This is a genomic window from Nocardioides antri, assembly GCF_008373765.1.
In the GTDB taxonomy this organism is placed as follows: Bacteria; Actinomycetota; Actinomycetes; order Propionibacteriales; family Nocardioidaceae; genus Nocardioides; species Nocardioides antri.
This window is the reverse complement of record NZ_VUJW01000004.1, coordinates 1-14,595: the sequence shown is the minus strand read 5'-3', so window position 1 is coordinate 14,595 and position 14,595 is coordinate 1. Positions and strand designations below refer to the sequence as shown.

18 protein-coding genes are annotated in these 14,595 nt (G+C 71.4%); 12 read left to right on the top strand and 6 right to left on the bottom strand.

Translation table 11 applies throughout. The features are described from left to right. Window positions 1–120: 120 nt before the first annotated feature. The 4 genes from F0U47_RS11480 (at window position 121) to F0U47_RS21165 (ending at window position 1,355) form a co-directional block, all read left to right on the top strand. Window positions 121–378: a hypothetical protein gene (locus F0U47_RS11480; RefSeq protein WP_149750622.1), complete on the top strand. Its 258-nt coding sequence runs from the start codon at window positions 121–123 to the stop codon at window positions 376–378. A 158-nt stretch (window positions 379–536) separates the two neighbouring features. Continuing rightward, entirely contained in the window at window positions 537–851 is a 315-nt protein-coding gene (locus F0U47_RS11475; RefSeq protein WP_188111303.1) for a WhiB family transcriptional regulator, read from the top strand. A 26-nt stretch (window positions 852–877) separates the two neighbouring features. After that, complete coding sequence (locus F0U47_RS11470; protein ID WP_149750620.1) at window positions 878–1,069, top strand: putative WhiB-interacting protein; 192 nt, start codon at window positions 878–880, stop codon at window positions 1,067–1,069. A gap of 121 nt (window positions 1,070–1,190) precedes the next feature. Continuing rightward, on the top strand, window positions 1,191–1,355 hold the full coding sequence (locus F0U47_RS21165; protein ID WP_188111302.1) for a hypothetical protein: 165 nt from the start codon (window positions 1,191–1,193) through the stop codon (window positions 1,353–1,355). Window positions 1,356–1,365: 10 nt separating this feature from the next. Here the strand turns inward: F0U47_RS21165 and F0U47_RS11465 are convergent, their stop codons facing one another. The 4 genes from F0U47_RS11465 to F0U47_RS21160 form a co-directional block, all read right to left on the bottom strand. Further along, window positions 1,366–2,589, bottom strand: a complete 1,224-nt coding sequence (locus tag F0U47_RS11465; protein ID WP_223162744.1) for an MFS transporter — start codon at window positions 2,587–2,589, stop codon at window positions 1,366–1,368. Between the two features lie 52 nt (window positions 2,590–2,641). Next, window positions 2,642–3,274 (bottom strand): GntR family transcriptional regulator, encoded by a 633-nt coding sequence (locus tag F0U47_RS11460; RefSeq protein ID WP_149750619.1) that lies wholly within the window; start codon window positions 3,272–3,274, stop codon window positions 2,642–2,644. A gap of 64 nt (window positions 3,275–3,338) precedes the next feature. After that, entirely contained in the window at window positions 3,339–4,193 is an 855-nt protein-coding gene (locus tag F0U47_RS11455; protein ID WP_149750618.1) for a hypothetical protein, read from the bottom strand. Between the two features lie 112 nt (window positions 4,194–4,305). After that, a complete protein-coding gene (locus F0U47_RS21160) occupies window positions 4,306–4,464 on the bottom strand; it encodes a DUF5679 domain-containing protein (RefSeq protein WP_223162750.1) in 159 nt (52 codons plus the stop codon). A 139-nt stretch (window positions 4,465–4,603) separates the two neighbouring features. On the opposite strand from F0U47_RS21160, the gene F0U47_RS11450 reads away from it, so the two are divergent. From F0U47_RS11450 to F0U47_RS11440, 3 genes are all read left to right on the top strand, one after another. After that, entirely contained in the window at window positions 4,604–5,404 is an 801-nt protein-coding gene (locus F0U47_RS11450; protein ID WP_149750617.1) for an enoyl-CoA hydratase/isomerase family protein, read from the top strand. Between the two features lie 358 nt (window positions 5,405–5,762). Further along, window positions 5,763–6,842: a PHP domain-containing protein gene (locus F0U47_RS11445; protein WP_149750616.1), complete on the top strand. Its 1,080-nt coding sequence runs from the start codon at window positions 5,763–5,765 to the stop codon at window positions 6,840–6,842. Continuing rightward, the gene (locus F0U47_RS11440; RefSeq protein WP_149750615.1) at window positions 6,839–7,393 is read left to right on the top strand and encodes a M48 metallopeptidase family protein; all 555 of its coding nucleotides are present in this window, start codon (window positions 6,839–6,841) and stop codon (window positions 7,391–7,393) included. The genes F0U47_RS11445 and F0U47_RS11440 overlap by 4 nt, the downstream gene beginning before the upstream one ends. Before the next feature lie 6 nt (window positions 7,394–7,399). Here F0U47_RS11440 and F0U47_RS11435 read toward each other — a convergent pair whose 3' ends face one another. After that, complete coding sequence (locus F0U47_RS11435) at window positions 7,400–7,939, bottom strand: NUDIX hydrolase (protein WP_149750614.1); 540 nt, start codon at window positions 7,937–7,939, stop codon at window positions 7,400–7,402. Continuing rightward, window positions 7,936–9,318, bottom strand: coding sequence for a zinc-dependent metalloprotease (locus tag F0U47_RS11430; protein WP_149750613.1), 1,383 nt, complete (start codon window positions 9,316–9,318; stop codon window positions 7,936–7,938). The genes F0U47_RS11435 and F0U47_RS11430 overlap by 4 nt, the downstream gene beginning before the upstream one ends. A gap of 22 nt (window positions 9,319–9,340) precedes the next feature. Here F0U47_RS11430 and F0U47_RS11425 point away from each other — a divergent pair, with 22 nt between their 5' ends. The 5 genes from F0U47_RS11425 to F0U47_RS11405 all read left to right on the top strand — a co-directional run. Continuing rightward, window positions 9,341–9,769: a molybdenum cofactor biosynthesis protein MoaE gene (locus tag F0U47_RS11425; protein WP_246159577.1), complete on the top strand. Its 429-nt coding sequence runs from the start codon at window positions 9,341–9,343 to the stop codon at window positions 9,767–9,769. A gap of 34 nt (window positions 9,770–9,803) precedes the next feature. Further along, the gene (locus tag F0U47_RS11420; RefSeq protein ID WP_149750611.1) at window positions 9,804–10,106 is read left to right on the top strand and encodes a hypothetical protein; all 303 of its coding nucleotides are present in this window, start codon (window positions 9,804–9,806) and stop codon (window positions 10,104–10,106) included. 50 nt (window positions 10,107–10,156) lie between these two features. Further along, on the top strand, window positions 10,157–11,197 hold the full coding sequence (locus F0U47_RS11415; protein WP_149750610.1) for a YlbL family protein: 1,041 nt from the start codon (window positions 10,157–10,159) through the stop codon (window positions 11,195–11,197). A 12-nt stretch (window positions 11,198–11,209) separates the two neighbouring features. Beyond that, window positions 11,210–11,773, top strand: coding sequence for a PPA1309 family protein (locus F0U47_RS11410; RefSeq protein WP_149750609.1), 564 nt, complete (start codon window positions 11,210–11,212; stop codon window positions 11,771–11,773). After that, window positions 11,770–14,595, top strand: a 2,826-nt coding sequence (locus F0U47_RS11405; protein WP_149750608.1) for a UPF0182 family membrane protein, incomplete at its 3' end; no start/stop codon positions are given. The genes F0U47_RS11410 and F0U47_RS11405, both read left to right, overlap by 4 nt.

Sequence of the window (14,595 nt, the reverse complement as noted above, 5' to 3'; positions counted from 1 at the left end):
TAGTTTGCTCCTTACATGGGAGCGCCGCTAGCGTATCTCCCACGTACTGAACGACCTGCGCATCCGGCCCTGGCAAGGCTCGCGCCCAACGCACCTGAGGAGGTGGACACAGTGGAGAACATGACGACCAACATCGCCGTACAGCCGAAGTCTGTGCTCACGCTCCTGTGCGCCACCCCGGCCACCGATCTCCGGACGCTCGACGTCCGGAGCGACGTGCGTTTCGGCACCGCGCAGGGTGCTGCCGCTCAGGCCATTGGGGCCAAGCGCGTGCGCATGACCGCAACGACCACCGGCATGGGACACGTCGGCACTGAGCACATCGTGTTTGCCGCCGGCTACGTCCCGGGTTCATTGACCTGGAGCCCACCGACCTGATTCCACAAGACTCAGCTCGGCAGCCTCCAGGCCGCGGAACCCGAACCCCGGGATCCGCGGCCTTTGTGTTTCCCAGAGAACCTCTGGGATTCGCAAAGCCGCAGACCCGGATCGATGAAACGACCAACGCGATCAGGTCAGAGACGAGGAGGTGAATGATGACGACCAGTGTTCTCGAGCCGAAGCTGAGCAAGCTGCACGACGAGGCAGAGCTCTTCGCCGCACAGGTGGACGCCGACCGGCTGCCGTGCCGGGTCAACGACCCGGAGCTGTGGTTCGCGGAGTCTCCCAGCGACGTGGAGTTCGCCAAGGCCTTGTGCAAGGACTGCCCGGTCCAGCAGATGTGCCTCACCGGCGCGCTCGACAGGCGTGAGCCCTGGGGTGTCTGGGGCGGTGAGCTCTTCCTGCAGGGAGTGGTGATCCCCCGCAAGCGGCCCCGTGGCCGGCCCCGCAAGGACGCCACCGCGGCGTGACATCCAACCTCTGAAGCCAAACCCCGATGACCATTTTCTTGAACTGGAGCAACGACATGAATCTCATGAACGAAGACCTGGCACGCGCGCATATGGCCGCGCGCCTGGGAGAGGCGCAGCAGCTGCGCGAGGCCAAGTTGGCCCGCGCCCGTCGCGTCAGCCGCAAGGCTGAGCGCGCAGCGCAGCAGGCTCGCCTCGCCCTTGCTCGCGCTCTCTGAGAGAGGCAGACCTCGGAGGACCTCCTCCGAGCACCTGATCGCGGGTGACAAAGAAGGGGCCGGAGTACGACGCAACCCGTCGTGCTCCGGCCCCGTTGTTTTTCTGACTAGCCTGGGTGGCGTGCCGGTCACCTGTGACTTCTGCGGCCGCGTCGCCCCGGGCGACGCCGTGCCCCTGACCTGGAGCACGTCAGTCGAGCGCGGCCGCACCCGCCGCTACTGCGAGACCTGCTCGCGGGAGAACCTCCGGTCGATGGAGGGAAAGCTCGACAGCGACTACTGGTGACTACTGGTGTCTACTGGTGACGGGCCGCGCGTCCTCGAGAGGTGAGCGCGACCGGCACGGCCACCAGGCAGAGGGCCGCGGTGACGGCGACCGAGGGGCCGAACGACCCGCCGGCCGCGATCACGCCGACTGCCAGGGACCCGAGGCCGGTGCCGGTGTCGAAGCCGATGTTCCACGCGGCGCTCGCGGCGTTGCTCTGCCGCTCCGGCACGGCGGCGAACGCCGCGACCAGGGTCACGTTCTGCAGCCCGCCGTAGCTGATGCCGACGAGCGCCATCGCCAGCGGCAGCAGGACCTCGCGCGGAGCGCCGGGGTCGCTGATCGCCCAGGCGATGACGCCCAGCCCGACGCCGGCGAGGAGGAGCAGCGGCGCGAAGAAGGGTTGGGGGCCGAACCGGTCGGCGAAGCCGCCGAGCCGCCACCGGGCGACGGCCGCCGCGCCGGTGAGGCTGAGCAGGCTGAGCAGCGACGTGGTCGGGTCGATCCCGAACTGCGGCGTGAACGTGATGAGCGCGCCACCGGCGGTCGTGATGACCAGCAGCACGACGATGGCGCTCATCAGCGGCCAGGTCACCGCGGCCAGCGGCTTCGGGTGCGGCGTGTCGTCTGCGTGGGCGGGCGCCGGCCGGTCGTCGAGCAGGCGTCCGAGCCGGGACGCCGGCAGCAGCGCCAGCAGCGGACAGGCCGCGGCTGCCAGGACCGGGCCGAACCCGACGTGCTCGGCCAGCCAGGGCCCGAGCGGCACCAGGACCAGCTGGGGCGCTGCGATCGCCAGGCCGTAGGCGCCGATGGCCCGGCCGCGCAGCTCCGGCGCGGCCAGCCGTGCGACGGCGGCGGCGCCGCAGACCGTGAGGACGCCGAAGCCGACTCCGCGCACGCCGGACAGCACCAGCACCGTGGTCAGGTCGTCGCTCAGCGGGTGCAGCAGCGCGGGTGCACCGAGCAGCGCCATGCCGACCAGCAGGGTGGGCCGCCAGCCGATGCGGTGCAGGGCCCGGGGGACCGCTGTCTGGGTGACGACGGTGACGAGCATGAGGACCGCGTTGACCAGCCCGACGCCGGCCTCGCTCGCTCCGCCGTGTGCCGCCCACAGCGGAGCCGTCGGCAGCAGCAGGCCGAACCCGGCGAAGCCGAGTCCGGTCATCATGATCAGCAGCCGGAAGTGGGGGTCGGCCCACACGCCGGGCTCCCGGGCGGGAGGCGGCGTCCGCCGGGTCAACAGCTGGCTGGTCACCGCGAAACGGTATACCAAAACAGGCTCGCCGCGTTATTCGACGGAGGCGATCTCAGGCGTCCTGGGACCGGGTGTAGCCGTGCCCGAGGTGGGCTTCGACCAGCCCGTCGACCCGCTCGGCGTCCCGGTCGGCGATGGCGTCGTAGAGCGCCTCGTGCTCACGCGCGATGCCGATCAGGTCGTCGTGCTGGGCGAGCAGCCAGCGCATCCGGCTGCGGAGAGTGCCCTGGAGCTCGGTGAGCAGCTCGTTGGCGGCCAGCGACGTGACCACCTCGTGGAAGTCGGCTGCAGCCCGGCGCGCGGCGACGCCGTCTCCGGCCTCCGCGGCCCGCAGCTCGTCGTCCAGAGCGGCGCGCAGCCGCTGCAGCCCCTCCCGGGTACGACGCTCGACGGCCAGCCGGAAGGCCAACCGCTCGAACGCGGCGCGCACCTCGTGGAGGTCGGCCACGTCTGCCGCGGTGAACTCGCGGACGACCGCCCAGCTGCGCGGCCGCGGGGTGACCAGCCCCTCTGCCACGAGCTGCCGCAGCGCGTCGCGGACCGGGATCCGGCTCACCCCGAGCTCAGCCGCGAGCTCCCGCTCGACCAGGCGGCTCCCCGGGACCCGGGCACCGTCGACGATGTCGTCGCGCAGTCGTCGCGCGACCCGGGCCGACTCCGGCTCGAAGCGCTGCGGATCCGTCACGCTCTCTCCTCAGGGCTCCAGGCGGGCGTTCCGGTATACCAGCATTGCAGGTCGTCCACCGGGCTCACGGCAGGTCGGACAGGAGGTCCCACGAGCAGCCGCAGTGCGGGTGCCGCAACCGGCGCTGGACCCGGGGTACGTCCCCGGGGCCGATGTCCACCGTCGTCGACCAGGTGCTCGGCTCGTCGCCCTCGAGGTAGCGGCAGAGGTCGCGCACGGCCCAGGACAGCGCGAGCCGGTCGAGCAGCGGGTCGAGCGGTGGCGGGGTGGCGCCGCCGGTGATCGCCGCCTGCTCGACCAGGAACGGCCGGCGCGGGTCGGCCTCGGCCTCGTGGGCGTCGACGCATCGCAGGCACGCCGTGCGACCCGGCTCGACGAACGGGCCCACCCGGCGGCCGCCGGCGTCGCCGCTCACGACGAGGTGGGGCGTGCCGGTCCGCAGCAGCGGGTCGATGCTCTCGCGCGCCACGGGCCCGGCGGCGACGACCAGCCACACCGACGGCGCCGCGTCGTCGACGACCAGCCCGGCGGTGGCTACCAGGTCGCGCACGACCGGTTGCGACCAGGCGTCGGCGCGGAGCCCGATGGCGTGCGTCCGGCGATGGGCGAGGCGTCGTACGGCGTCGGCGCCGAACTGCGCACGCGTCGCCGCCAGTTGTGCGTCCCCCGGCTCGGGCACGCCGGGGAACGCGAGGCCGGCGGCCAGGAGACGATCGAGTGCCTCCTCAGCTGCCGGCGTCAGCCCGTCCGGGACCGCTCCCTCGCGGAGCCCGTCGAGCAGGGCACGCACCTCCGGCAGGTCGGGAAGGCGTACGGCGAGCGGCGGGTGGAGCCCGACCTGGAGCGTCGTAGCGTCGCGTCGCAGCACGGGTGCTCCGGGCCGGAGCAGGAGCCGGGCGGGAGGAGCGGAGACGGACATGGGAGCAGGCTGGCACGAGCCGGCCGCGGCCCGCCGGCGTCATCCACAGCCGAAAAAACGCACGGGCGGCGCCACCGTGAGGTGGGCCGCCCGGTGCGGTTGTCCGGGGTGCTCAGGCCTTGCCGAGGATCCGGTTCAGGTTGGTCGAGCACACGGGGCACTGGGCCTTGGCCATGCGCGTGCCCTTGTCGTTGACCCTGACCTCACCGGTCGCCTCGCGCTTCTCCTTGCACTTCACGCAGTAGAACTCACCGCTCCACGTCTCCGCCATGACGGCCTCCTTGCTCATCTTCTTCTTCGGTCGTCGCGACGGGAGGGACAGGGGAAGCCCGCCGGGGTCCGCGGCACGCGACCGGGAACCTCCCTGACCCTACGGCACGCCCCTGAGCGGGCGCAGTAGCGTGCCCGGTATGTCTGAAATCAGTGGGTTGACCCATCTCCGGCTCGAACGGCCCGCTGCCGGCGTCGCGATGCTCGTCCTGGACCTCCCCGAGATGCGCAACGCGATGAGCGACGAGATGACGGCCTCCTGGGTGCGCGCGGTCGACCACCTCGCCGAGGACCCGACGGTCCGCGCCGTCGTGGTGACGGGGGAGGGCAGCGCGTTCTGCTCGGGCGGCAACACGTCGTGGCTCGCGAGCGAGCCCGAAGCGACCGTCGACCGCCTGCGGTCGCGGATGCTCCCGTTCTACCGAGCCTGGCTGTCGATCCGCCGGCTCGAGGTGCCGACCATCGCGGCGATCAACGGCCCGGCGATCGGCGCCGGCCTTGCGGTGGCGCTCGCCTGCGACATCCGCTACGCCGCCCGCGGTGCGCGGATGGGCGTGCCGTTCCTGCGGCTCGGGATCCACCCGGGGATGGCGACGACGTACCTGCTGCCGGACGTCGTCGGCCCGGCGGCCGCCCGCGACCTGCTCCTCACCGGGCGTCTCGTCGACGCCGACGAGGCGCTCGGGCTCGGGCTGGTGTCGCGGGTGATCGACGCCGACGGATTCCGGGACCAGGTCCTCGCGACCGCGGCCGAGGTCGCCGCCACCGCGCCGATCGCGAGCCGGCTGACGAAGACCGCCCTGCAGCGCGGGCACGCGAGCATCGAGGCCGGGCTGGACTGGGAGGCGCTCGCGCAGCCGGTCACGCTCGCGACCGCGGACCTGCAGGAGGGCATCCGGGCGGCGCAGGAGAAGCGCGCGCCGGCGTTCGAGGGACGCTGAGGACCGTCGGTCCGATCGGCAAAAATGAGGAGACCCCCGGTGCGCTTCCCGCCGTTTGCCTTCCCCTTGCGAACGGCGGTGGCGACCCGGGGGCCCCATCTGCAGGCAACGCTAGGCAGCACCCGGAAGTCGGGTCAATGCACGGGGCACCTGCCCTGTGGACAACGCTGTGGACGAGGATGTGGACGATGCGCAATGGCCGTGGACAGCGGTGGGAAACAGTCCCCAGGGCTGTGGACGAGGTGGGGAAATCTGGGCTGCCCGCCACGGTGCACCCCCGCATGACCAGCGACAACGCCGGCCACGGCTCCTCCACCGGCTGTGGACAAGAAATAGTCGCGGTGTCCGGGGCCGTCCGATGACCGCCGGCACGCCGTACGACGGCAGCCCGGTCGCCGCGCTGCGCCGGATCGCGTTCCTGCTCGAGCGCGGACGGGCGGACACCTACAAGGTGCAGGCCTACCGGAAGGCCGCCGCGGCGATCCTGCCGTTGCCCCACGACGAGGTCGCTCGGCGGGCGGCGGAGGGCACGCTGACCGAGCTCGCGGGCGTCGGCAGCAGCACGGCGCGGGTGATCGCCGAGGCGGTTGCCGGACGGCTGCCGACCCGCCTCGCCGAGGCCGAGGAGCAGTACGGCGCCCTCCCGGCTGCCGGCGGCGAGGTCCTCCGAGCGGCGCTCCGCGGCGACCTGCACTCCCACTCCAACTGGTCCGACGGCGGCTCGCCCATCGAGGAGATGGCGATGACCGCGATGGAGCTCGGGCACGACTACCTGGTGCTCACCGACCACTCGCCCCGGCTGACGATCGCGCGCGGCCTCAGCGCGGAGCGGCTGGCCCGGCAGCTCGAGGTGGTCGAGGCGGTCAATGCGCACCTGGGCGCGTTGGTCTCGACAGGCTCGACCAGCAAGCAGTTCCGCCTCCTCAAGGGGATCGAGGTCGACATCCTCGACGACGGCGGGCTCGACCAGACCGAGGAGATGCTGAGCCGGCTGGAGGTGCGCGTGGCCAGCGTGCACTCGAAGCTGAAGATGGACCCGGAGCCGATGACGCGACGGATGGTGGCCGCGATCCGCAACCCGTGGATGAACGTGCTCGGCCACTGCACGGGGCGGCTGGTCACGGGCAACCGCGGCACCCGGGCGCAGTCGCGCTTCGACGCGCGGGCGGTCTTCGAGGCGGCCGCCGAGCACGACGTGGCGATCGAGATCAACTCGCGACCCGAGCGTCGCGACCCTCCGACCGAGCTGATGGAGCTGGCGCGCGACATCGGCTGCCTGTTCTCGATCGACAGCGACGCGCACGCGCCCGGCCAGCTCGACTTCCTCACCTACGGCTGCGAGCGGGCCGAGAAGGCCGGGATCGACCCCGACCGGATCGTCAACACGTGGCCTGTCGAGAAGCTGTTGTCGTGGGCCGGCGGTAACGTCACTACATGAGCGAGCCGGCGCCGCGCGTCGAGGTCCGCCGTTCGGGGCGACGGCGCCGGACGGTGTCGGCCTACGTCGAGGACGACCGGATCGTCGTGCTCGTGCCGGACAACCTGTCCAAGGCCGAGGAGCGCGACTGGGTCCGCAAGATGGTTGCCCGGCTGCAGCGCCGCGAGCAGCGGGACCGACGTACCGACGACGGGCTGATGGCGCGGGCTCGGGAGCTCAGCGACCGGTATCTCGGCGGGCTCGCCGAGCCGGTGTCGGTGACCTGGGTGGCCAACCAGCGGTCGCGGTGGGGCTCGTGCAGCCCGGGGGACCGAACCATCCGGTTGAGCGAGCGGCTGCAGAAGATGCCCGACTGGGTCGTCGACTACGTGCTGATCCACGAGCTCGCCCACCTGATCGAACCCGGTCACAACGCGGCCTTCTGGGGCTGGGTCGGGCACTACCCGCACACGGAGAAGGCGAAGGGCTACCTGCTCGGCTGGTCGGAGGCCGCGCGGCTCGACCCGCCGCCGGGCGACGACGTTGATGAGGGGGTCGGAGACGTGGACTAGCGCCGGCTAGACCAGCGACCGGGCGATACCGACCAGGTCGACCATGCCCGGTTCGAGCTCCGGCAGCGCGTCGACCGGCCACCAGCGCACGTCCAGCGACTCCTCGCTGGTGATCTCCCGGGCGCTCGGGGGCGCGACCGCGACGTACCGCACGTCGAGGTGCATCACCTCGCCCCGCGGGTCGCAGAACGGCACCGGGTGCACGTCCAGCTGCGCCGGCACCGGCAGCAGCCGCAGGTCCGCGATGCCGGACTCCTCGCGCGCCTCGCGGTCCGCGACCCCGGCCAGCGTCGTGTCGACCGGCTCGGCATGACCGCCGAACGCGAACCACCGCTTGGCCTTGCCGTGCAGGTTGAGCAGCACCCGCTCGCCCCTGGCGTCGATCACGAGCGCGCCGGCCGTGATGTGGTCGGGGTACGACGAGCGCCACATGCCGTCCGCAGCGACCTCCAGGTGCGCCACGAACCGCGCGCGCAGGGCTTCCTGCGCCGGGTCGGGCGCGGCCCAGTCGCGCAGCGTCGCCAGCGCGTCGGAGTGGAGGCTCACTCCTGGTCCGGGCCGGCCGTGCCCTCTGCGTCTTCAGAGCCGTCAGCGCTCTCGGGGCCGCCTTCGGACCTCTCGCCCTCGAGCAGCTTGCGCAGCTCCTCGTCGAACTTCTCCTCGGTGAGATCCTCCGGCGCCGTGGCATCGGCGCGGAACGACAGCGGGTCGTCGAGGTCGGTCGCGGTCGGTAGCAGGTCGGGGTGCATCCACACGCCGTCCCTGGCCTCGGCGCCCGACCGGGCGCGCAGCCCGCCCCAGAGGGTGGACGCGTCCCGCAGCCGGCGCGGCCGCAGCTCCAGCCCGACGAGCGCGGCGAACGTCTGCTCGGCCGGACCGCCGGCGGCGCGCCGGCGGCGTACGGCCTCGCGGAGCTTGGTCGCCGCGGGCATCCGCTCCGCGGTCGCCTGGCTGACGACCTCGTCCACCCAGCCCTCGACCAGCGCCAGCGCGATCTCGAGCCGCGACAGCGCCGCCGCCTGCTGGGGTGAGACCGGCGCCTCGAACATGCCGCCCTCGAGCAGCCCCTGCATCGACTGGGGGTCCATCGGGTTGATGCCGCGGATCTGCTCCTCGATGCGCTCCTGCATCTGCTGCACGTTGAGCTCGAGACCCTGCGCGTAGTCGGTCACCGCGGAGACGAGGTGCTCGCGCAGCCACGGGACGTGCGCGAACAGCCGCTGGTGGGCGGCCTCGCGGAGCGCGAGGTAGAGGAGGACGTCGTCCTCGGTCACGTCGAGGCCCTCGGCGAACTCCTTGACGTTGCTCGTCACGAGCGCCGCCTTGCCGGGCGCGCCGAGCGGCACGCCGATGTCGGAGGCCGTCAGCACCTCGCCGGCGAGCTCGCCGAGCCCCTGGCCGATCTGGGAGGCGAGCATGCCGCCCACCGCCTGGCCGATGATGCCGAGCAGGGGGCCGGCCGTCGCCTGCATCTCCTGAGGCAGCGCGCTGCCGAGGCCGCTGACGGACTTTGTCGCGACGGGCTCGACGAGGACCTTCCACACCGGTCGGGTCTCCACCACCCACTCGGCGCGGCTCCACGCCGCGGTCGAGGTGACGCCGGAGGGGAACTCCGTCGCGACGTCGAGCCAGTGGTCGGCCAGCTGCACGGCATCGGCGACCCGGTCGTGGTCGCGGCGCCCGGGAGAGGGATCCGGCCGCTGGGAGACCGCCGACCGGGCGACGTCGTCGACGACCTTCCAGTTCAGCGGCCCCTCGTGGGGCTGCATCATCGCCTTGAACTGGCTGAGGATCTGGTTGATGTCCATCCCGCCCGCGCCGCCGAGCCCGGCCATCCCGCCGAGTGGGCCACCTGCGGCGAAGAACTGCTCGAACGGCGTGCCCTTGAACGGGTTGGGCTCCTCGGGCTCGGGGTCGTTGGCCATGGCACCAAAGTACTCTGCGGGTGTGAGCAACCCTGCCGTGCGCCTGGTCGCGATCCAGGACACCCCGCTGTCGGTCGACGACGTGCTGAAGAGCCTCGACGACGACGCGTCGGGCGGCCTGGTCGTGTTCGTCGGACGGGTCCGTGACCACGACCACGGCAAGGGTGTCACCGGGCTGTCCTACTCCGCACACCCCTCGGCGCTCGACCGGCTGAAGGACGTGTGCACCCGGGTCGCGGAGGAGTACGACGTCACCGGGGTCGCCGCCGTGCACCGGGTCGGCGACCTGGCGATCGGCGACCTGGCGGTCGTCGTCGCCACGACGGCCGGCCACCGCGGCAGCTCGTTCGAGGCGAGCCGGGCGCTCATCGACACGCTCAAGGCCGAGGTCCCGATCTGGAAGCACCAGCTGTTCGCCGACGGGACCGACGAGTGGGTCGGCGCGCCGTAGTCGAGGGTGCTGCGCTCCGCCGTACTCTCGAACGGTGGAGATCCTCTTCTGGCTTGTGCCCGCCGGCGTCGTCACGCTCGTGACGATGCTGTGGGTCGCCTGGTGGGGACGCGAGGGCCGCGGCGAGGTCGACCGCGAGACGGCAGCGCGCCGGCTGGGCGAGGCGCTGGGCCGCGAGCACAAGAAGCGGCCCGGCTACGCCGTGGTGCGTCGTACGCCGGACCGCAGCACCGGTGTCGCGCTCCGGCCGTCGCGACTCCGCCCGACGGTGCTGCCTCCGCTGGGGGAGCAGGCCGCCGCTCCCGGCGACGAGAACGCCCCGCGCCGCGCCTCCTGACATCCGGATCCGGTCCCGTCCGTCTTGGCGCCGGGTGAGAAGGTAACGCCATGACCCAGCGCTGGATCGCGTTCGCCTTCGCGGCACCGCTGGCCGTCGTGCTCCTGGTGCTGGCGGCGCTCGTCCCGCTGCCCTATTCCGTCTACAGCCCCGGCCCGACCTTCGACGTGCTGGCCAAGGACGCCAACGAGGCCGAGCTGATCCAGGTCGATGGGCACGAGACCTACCGCGACGAGGGCGAGATCCGGTTCACGACCGTGCAGACGTCGGCGATCGGCGACAAGATGACGCTGGTCGAGGCCCTCACGGCGTGGGCTGACCCGGACCGGGCCGTGGTGCCCTACGACATCGCGCACCCGCCGGACCAGACCGCCGAGGACGAGAAGATCCTGGGCGAGGTCTCGATGATCGACTCGCAGGACAAGGCGGTCGCCAACGCGCTGCGCGAGCTGGGCTACGAGGTGCCGTCCGCGATCCAGGTCGCGTACGTCGACGAGAAGGGCGCCGCGTTCAAGGAGCTGCGGGTGCGCGACAAGTTCGTCGAGGTCGACGGCGAGCCGATCAAGGACCCGGAGCAGATCATCGAGGCCGTCGAGAGCCACGGCCCCGGCGACCCGGTCGAGCTGCTGATCGAGCGGGGCGACAAGCGGCTCACGGTCGAGATCGAGCCGGAGAAGAACGAGGACGGTGACATGCGCATCGGCGTCCAGCTCGGCACCGGCTACGACTTCCCGTTCGACGTGAAGATCAGCGTCGACCAGGCGATCGGCGGGCCGAGCGCCGGTCTGATGTTCGCGCTTGCGGTCTACGACACGCTCACCCCCGGCTCGCTCACCGACGGCGAGATCATCGCCGGCACCGGTGAGCTCGAGGACGACGGGAAGGTCGGGCCGATCGGTGGCATCGAGCAGAAGATCGCCGGCGCGGAGGAGGCGGGCGCGGAGCTGTTCTTCGTGCCCGAGCTCAACTGCGGCGACGTCTCGGAGCTCGACCCGGACCTCACCCTGGTCAAGGCGACGACGATGCACGAAGCGGTCGAGTCCCTCCAGGCCTGGGCCGACGACCGCGACGCCGACCTGCCGAGCTGCTGACCGGGAGCGCTGATGGACTTCGAGCTCGAGATCGACCCGGCCCTGGCGGCCGCGGTGCTGGAGATCGAGAAGCACCAGGCCGCGGGCGGCTGGGACCAACCGGCGCGGCTCTACGCGCTCGTCGACACCGCCGAGCTGGTTGCGCACGAGCCGGCGCTGGCGTCGATGCTCGGCCTCGACGAGTCGCGGGAGCGGGGGTCGCTGACCCCGATCGAGCAGGAGGAGCTGGGGGTCGAGCAGGAGCTGGAGGAGCTCCTGCCGACGATCAGCTGGCCGCAGCAGGTGGCCGGGTGCGCCGCGGTCGTGGAACGGCTGGTGCTGCCCCCGGCCGCGGACGGGCAGATCCCGGAGGACCCGGCTGCGGCGGCGGAGTTCGCCCGCGAGCACCCGGACCGGCAGGAGGTGCGGATCGTCGCGGGAGTGACCCGCCACGGCGCGTCGTACTGCGCCGTCCGGCTGCGACAGCACGACGAGGACGCCTCGGTGATGGGGGGCGCGGACCTGGTGCCGAGCCTCCTCGCACTGTTGCGCGCCACACTGGACGACGAGTCTGACGAGTCTGAGGAGACACCGTGAGCGACCTGTTCGACGACGAGCCCGGCGACGTCGAGACCCGGCGGCCCGGGAGCCGCGCCCGCGCGCTGGTCATCACGGGCGTCGTCCTGATCGTCGGCTTCTTCCTGCTGACCACCTTCGCGTCGATCTACACCGACCGGCTCTGGTACCAGGAGGTCGGCTACGGCCAGGTCTTCACGACGATGCTCTGGACACGGATCGGCCTCTTCCTGGTGTTCGGCGTCTTCATGGGCGCCGCCGTCGCGGTCAACATGTACCTCGCCTACCGGTTCCGGCCGCTGTTCCGGATGCCGGGCGGTGACGGCAGCGTCGACCGCTACCGCGACGCGGTCACCCCGATCCGCACCTGGCTCCTCGCCGGGGTCGCGGTCGTCATCGGAATCTTCGCCGGCACGTCCGCCCTCGGGAACTGGCGCACCTTCCTGCTGTGGCGGCACGCCCAGCCGTTCGACCAGAAGGACGCCTACTTCGACAAGGACATCAGCTTCTACGTCTTCAGCCTGCCGTGGTGGCACTACGTCGTCGACTTCGTGATGGCCGCGGCGATCGTCGCGGTGCTCGCGACCGCCGTCGTCCACTACCTGTACGGCGGGATCCGGCTCCAGGTGCCGCACGACCGCCTGTCTGGCGCGGCGCAGGTGCAGTTCTCGGTCCTGCTCGGCATCTTCGTGCTCGCGAAGGGCGTCGACTACTACCTCGACCGCTTCGACCTGGTCACCGACGACAACCGGCTCATCACCGGCATGACCTACACCGGCGAGAACGCGTTGCTGCCCGCGCGCAACATCCTGATGGGCGTCGCGCTGATCTGCGCGGTGCTCTTCTTCCTCAACGTCTGGCGCCGCACGTGGCAGCTGCCGTCGGTCGGGCTGGCGCTGCTCGTGCTCTCGGCCATCCTGCTCGGCATGATCTGGCCGGCGATCGTCCAGAACTTCCAGGTCAAGCCGACCGAGGCCGACAAGGAGAGGTCCTACATCCAGGAGAACATCAACGCCACGAGAGACGCCTACGGCATCGCCGACGTCGACCCGAAGGACGTCGCCGGCACGCCGACCGACGACGAGCCGAACCCCCTCGCCGTTGCCACCCAGCTCGACTCGGTTCCGCTGGTCGACCCGCAGCAGGTGTTCCAGACGTTCGAGCAGCTCCAGCAGCCGCGGGACTACTACTCCGTGTCGCCCGTGCTCGACGTGGACCGCTACCCGACGGTGGACCCCGAGACGGGCCGGACGGTCGAGACACCGCTGGTGCTCGGCGTGCGCGAGCTCGACCAGTCCGGCATCGACGACTCCGACCGCAACTGGTCGAACCTCCACACGGTCTACACGCACGGCGAGGGCGTGATCGCGGCGTACGCCAACCGGATCTCGGCCGACCAGGAGACCGGCCGGATGGTGTGGGCCGAGGGCATCCAAGACTCCGAGAACGCCCTCGACGACGTCGAGAGCCGCATCTACTTCGGCGAGCAGAGCCCCGACTACTCCGTCGTCGGCAAGTCCTCGGAGGACGCCGAGGACGTCGAGCTCGGGCTCGTCCTCGAGGATACGGAGACCGAGGACACCGCCGACGCCGAGGAGGTGGCGGAGTCGGCGACGACGTACGACGGCGAGGGCGGGGTGGACGTCGGCAGCACCTTCAGCCAGCTGATGTACGCCGTGAAGTTCGGCGAGCCGAACTTCCTGCTCTCCGGGCGGGTCAACGGCAACTCCCGGGTGCTCTACAACCGCGACCCGGTGACCAGGGTGGAGATGGTGGCCCCCTGGCTGACCGTCGACAGCGACCCCTATCCAGCGATCGTCGACGGACGGATCCAGTGGATCATCGACGGCTACACGACCACTGACCGCTACCCGAACGCGCAGCGGGAGTCGTTCGAGTCCATGATCGACGACTCGCTGCAGGAGGACACCGGCCTGCAGACGATCCCGACCGACGAGATCAACTACATGCGGTCCGCGGTCAAGGCCACCGTCGACGCCTACGACGGCACGGTCACGCTCTACGAGTGGGACGAGGAGGACCCGATCCTCCAGACCTGGATGAGCGCGTTCCCCGACACGGTCGAGCCGAAGTCCGAGATCCCTGCGGCGCTGCTGGCGCACCTGCGCTACCCCGAGGACATCTTCAAGGTGCAGCGGTACCAGCTGGCGCGCTACCACGTGACCGACGCCGCCGAGTTCTACCGCGGCGACGACCGCTGGGAGGTGCCGGCGGACCCGGAGGTCGACACCAGCCAGCAGCCGCCGTACCGGATCTTCGCGCGCACCACCGGTGACACCAGCGCCTGGTCGCTGACCTCGGTCTTCGTGCCCCGGGGCCGCGGCAACCTGGCGTCGTTCATCTCCGTCAACTCCGACGCACGGTCGAAGGAGTTCGGCGAGATCGAGCTGCTCGAGATGACCGACGAGGGAGCGGAGGGTCCCGGCATCGCGGCCAACGAGATGCAGCAGGACGAGGGCGTCACGCGAGCCCTGACGCAGTTCCGCGTGCAGGGCGCGACTCCACCAGTGTTCGGCAACCTGCTCACGGTGCCGCTCGACGAGGGCCTCATCTACGTGCAGCCGGTGTACGCCGTCCGTCCCGGCGCGACGTCGAGCTTCCCCATCCTCCAGTTCGTCATCGTCCGCTACGGCTCGTCGGTCGGCATCGGCCGTGACATCGACGACGCCCTCGGCGAAGCGCTCGGCGTGGAGGTCGGCGACGGCGATGGGAACGGCGACGGCGATGGGAACGGCGAGGGAAACGGCGACGGCACTGGGAACGGGGCCGGCGACGGCGGGGGGCCGCTCACGCTCGACCAGATGATCGTGCAGGAGCTGCGC

Excerpts from the sequence above, each read along its gene's own strand:
- F0U47_RS11415 (WP_149750610.1), top strand. The coding sequence starts at position 10,157 with ATGACCCAGCGCTGGATCGCGTTCGCCTTCGCGGCACCGCTGGCCGTC.
- F0U47_RS21160 (WP_223162750.1), bottom strand. The coding sequence starts at position 4,464 with ATGGCGGAGACGTGGAGCGGTGAGTTCTACTGCGTGAAGTGCAAGGAG.
- F0U47_RS11445 (WP_149750616.1), top strand. The coding sequence starts at position 5,763 with ATGACCGCCGGCACGCCGTACGACGGCAGCCCGGTCGCCGCGCTGCGC.
- F0U47_RS11455 (WP_149750618.1), bottom strand. The coding sequence starts at position 4,193 with ATGTCCGTCTCCGCTCCTCCCGCCCGGCTCCTGCTCCGGCCCGGAGCA.
- F0U47_RS11450 (WP_149750617.1), top strand. The coding sequence starts at position 4,604 with ATGTCTGAAATCAGTGGGTTGACCCATCTCCGGCTCGAACGGCCCGCT.
- F0U47_RS11470 (WP_149750620.1), top strand. The coding sequence starts at position 878 with ATGACCATTTTCTTGAACTGGAGCAACGACATGAATCTCATGAACGAA.
- F0U47_RS11475 (WP_188111303.1), top strand. The coding sequence starts at position 537 with ATGACGACCAGTGTTCTCGAGCCGAAGCTGAGCAAGCTGCACGACGAG.
- F0U47_RS11480 (WP_149750622.1), top strand. The coding sequence starts at position 121 with ATGACGACCAACATCGCCGTACAGCCGAAGTCTGTGCTCACGCTCCTG.
- F0U47_RS11430 (WP_149750613.1), bottom strand. The coding sequence starts at position 9,318 with ATGGCCAACGACCCCGAGCCCGAGGAGCCCAACCCGTTCAAGGGCACG.
- F0U47_RS11440 (WP_149750615.1), top strand. The coding sequence starts at position 6,839 with ATGAGCGAGCCGGCGCCGCGCGTCGAGGTCCGCCGTTCGGGGCGACGG.
- F0U47_RS11410 (WP_149750609.1), top strand. The coding sequence starts at position 11,210 with ATGGACTTCGAGCTCGAGATCGACCCGGCCCTGGCGGCCGCGGTGCTG.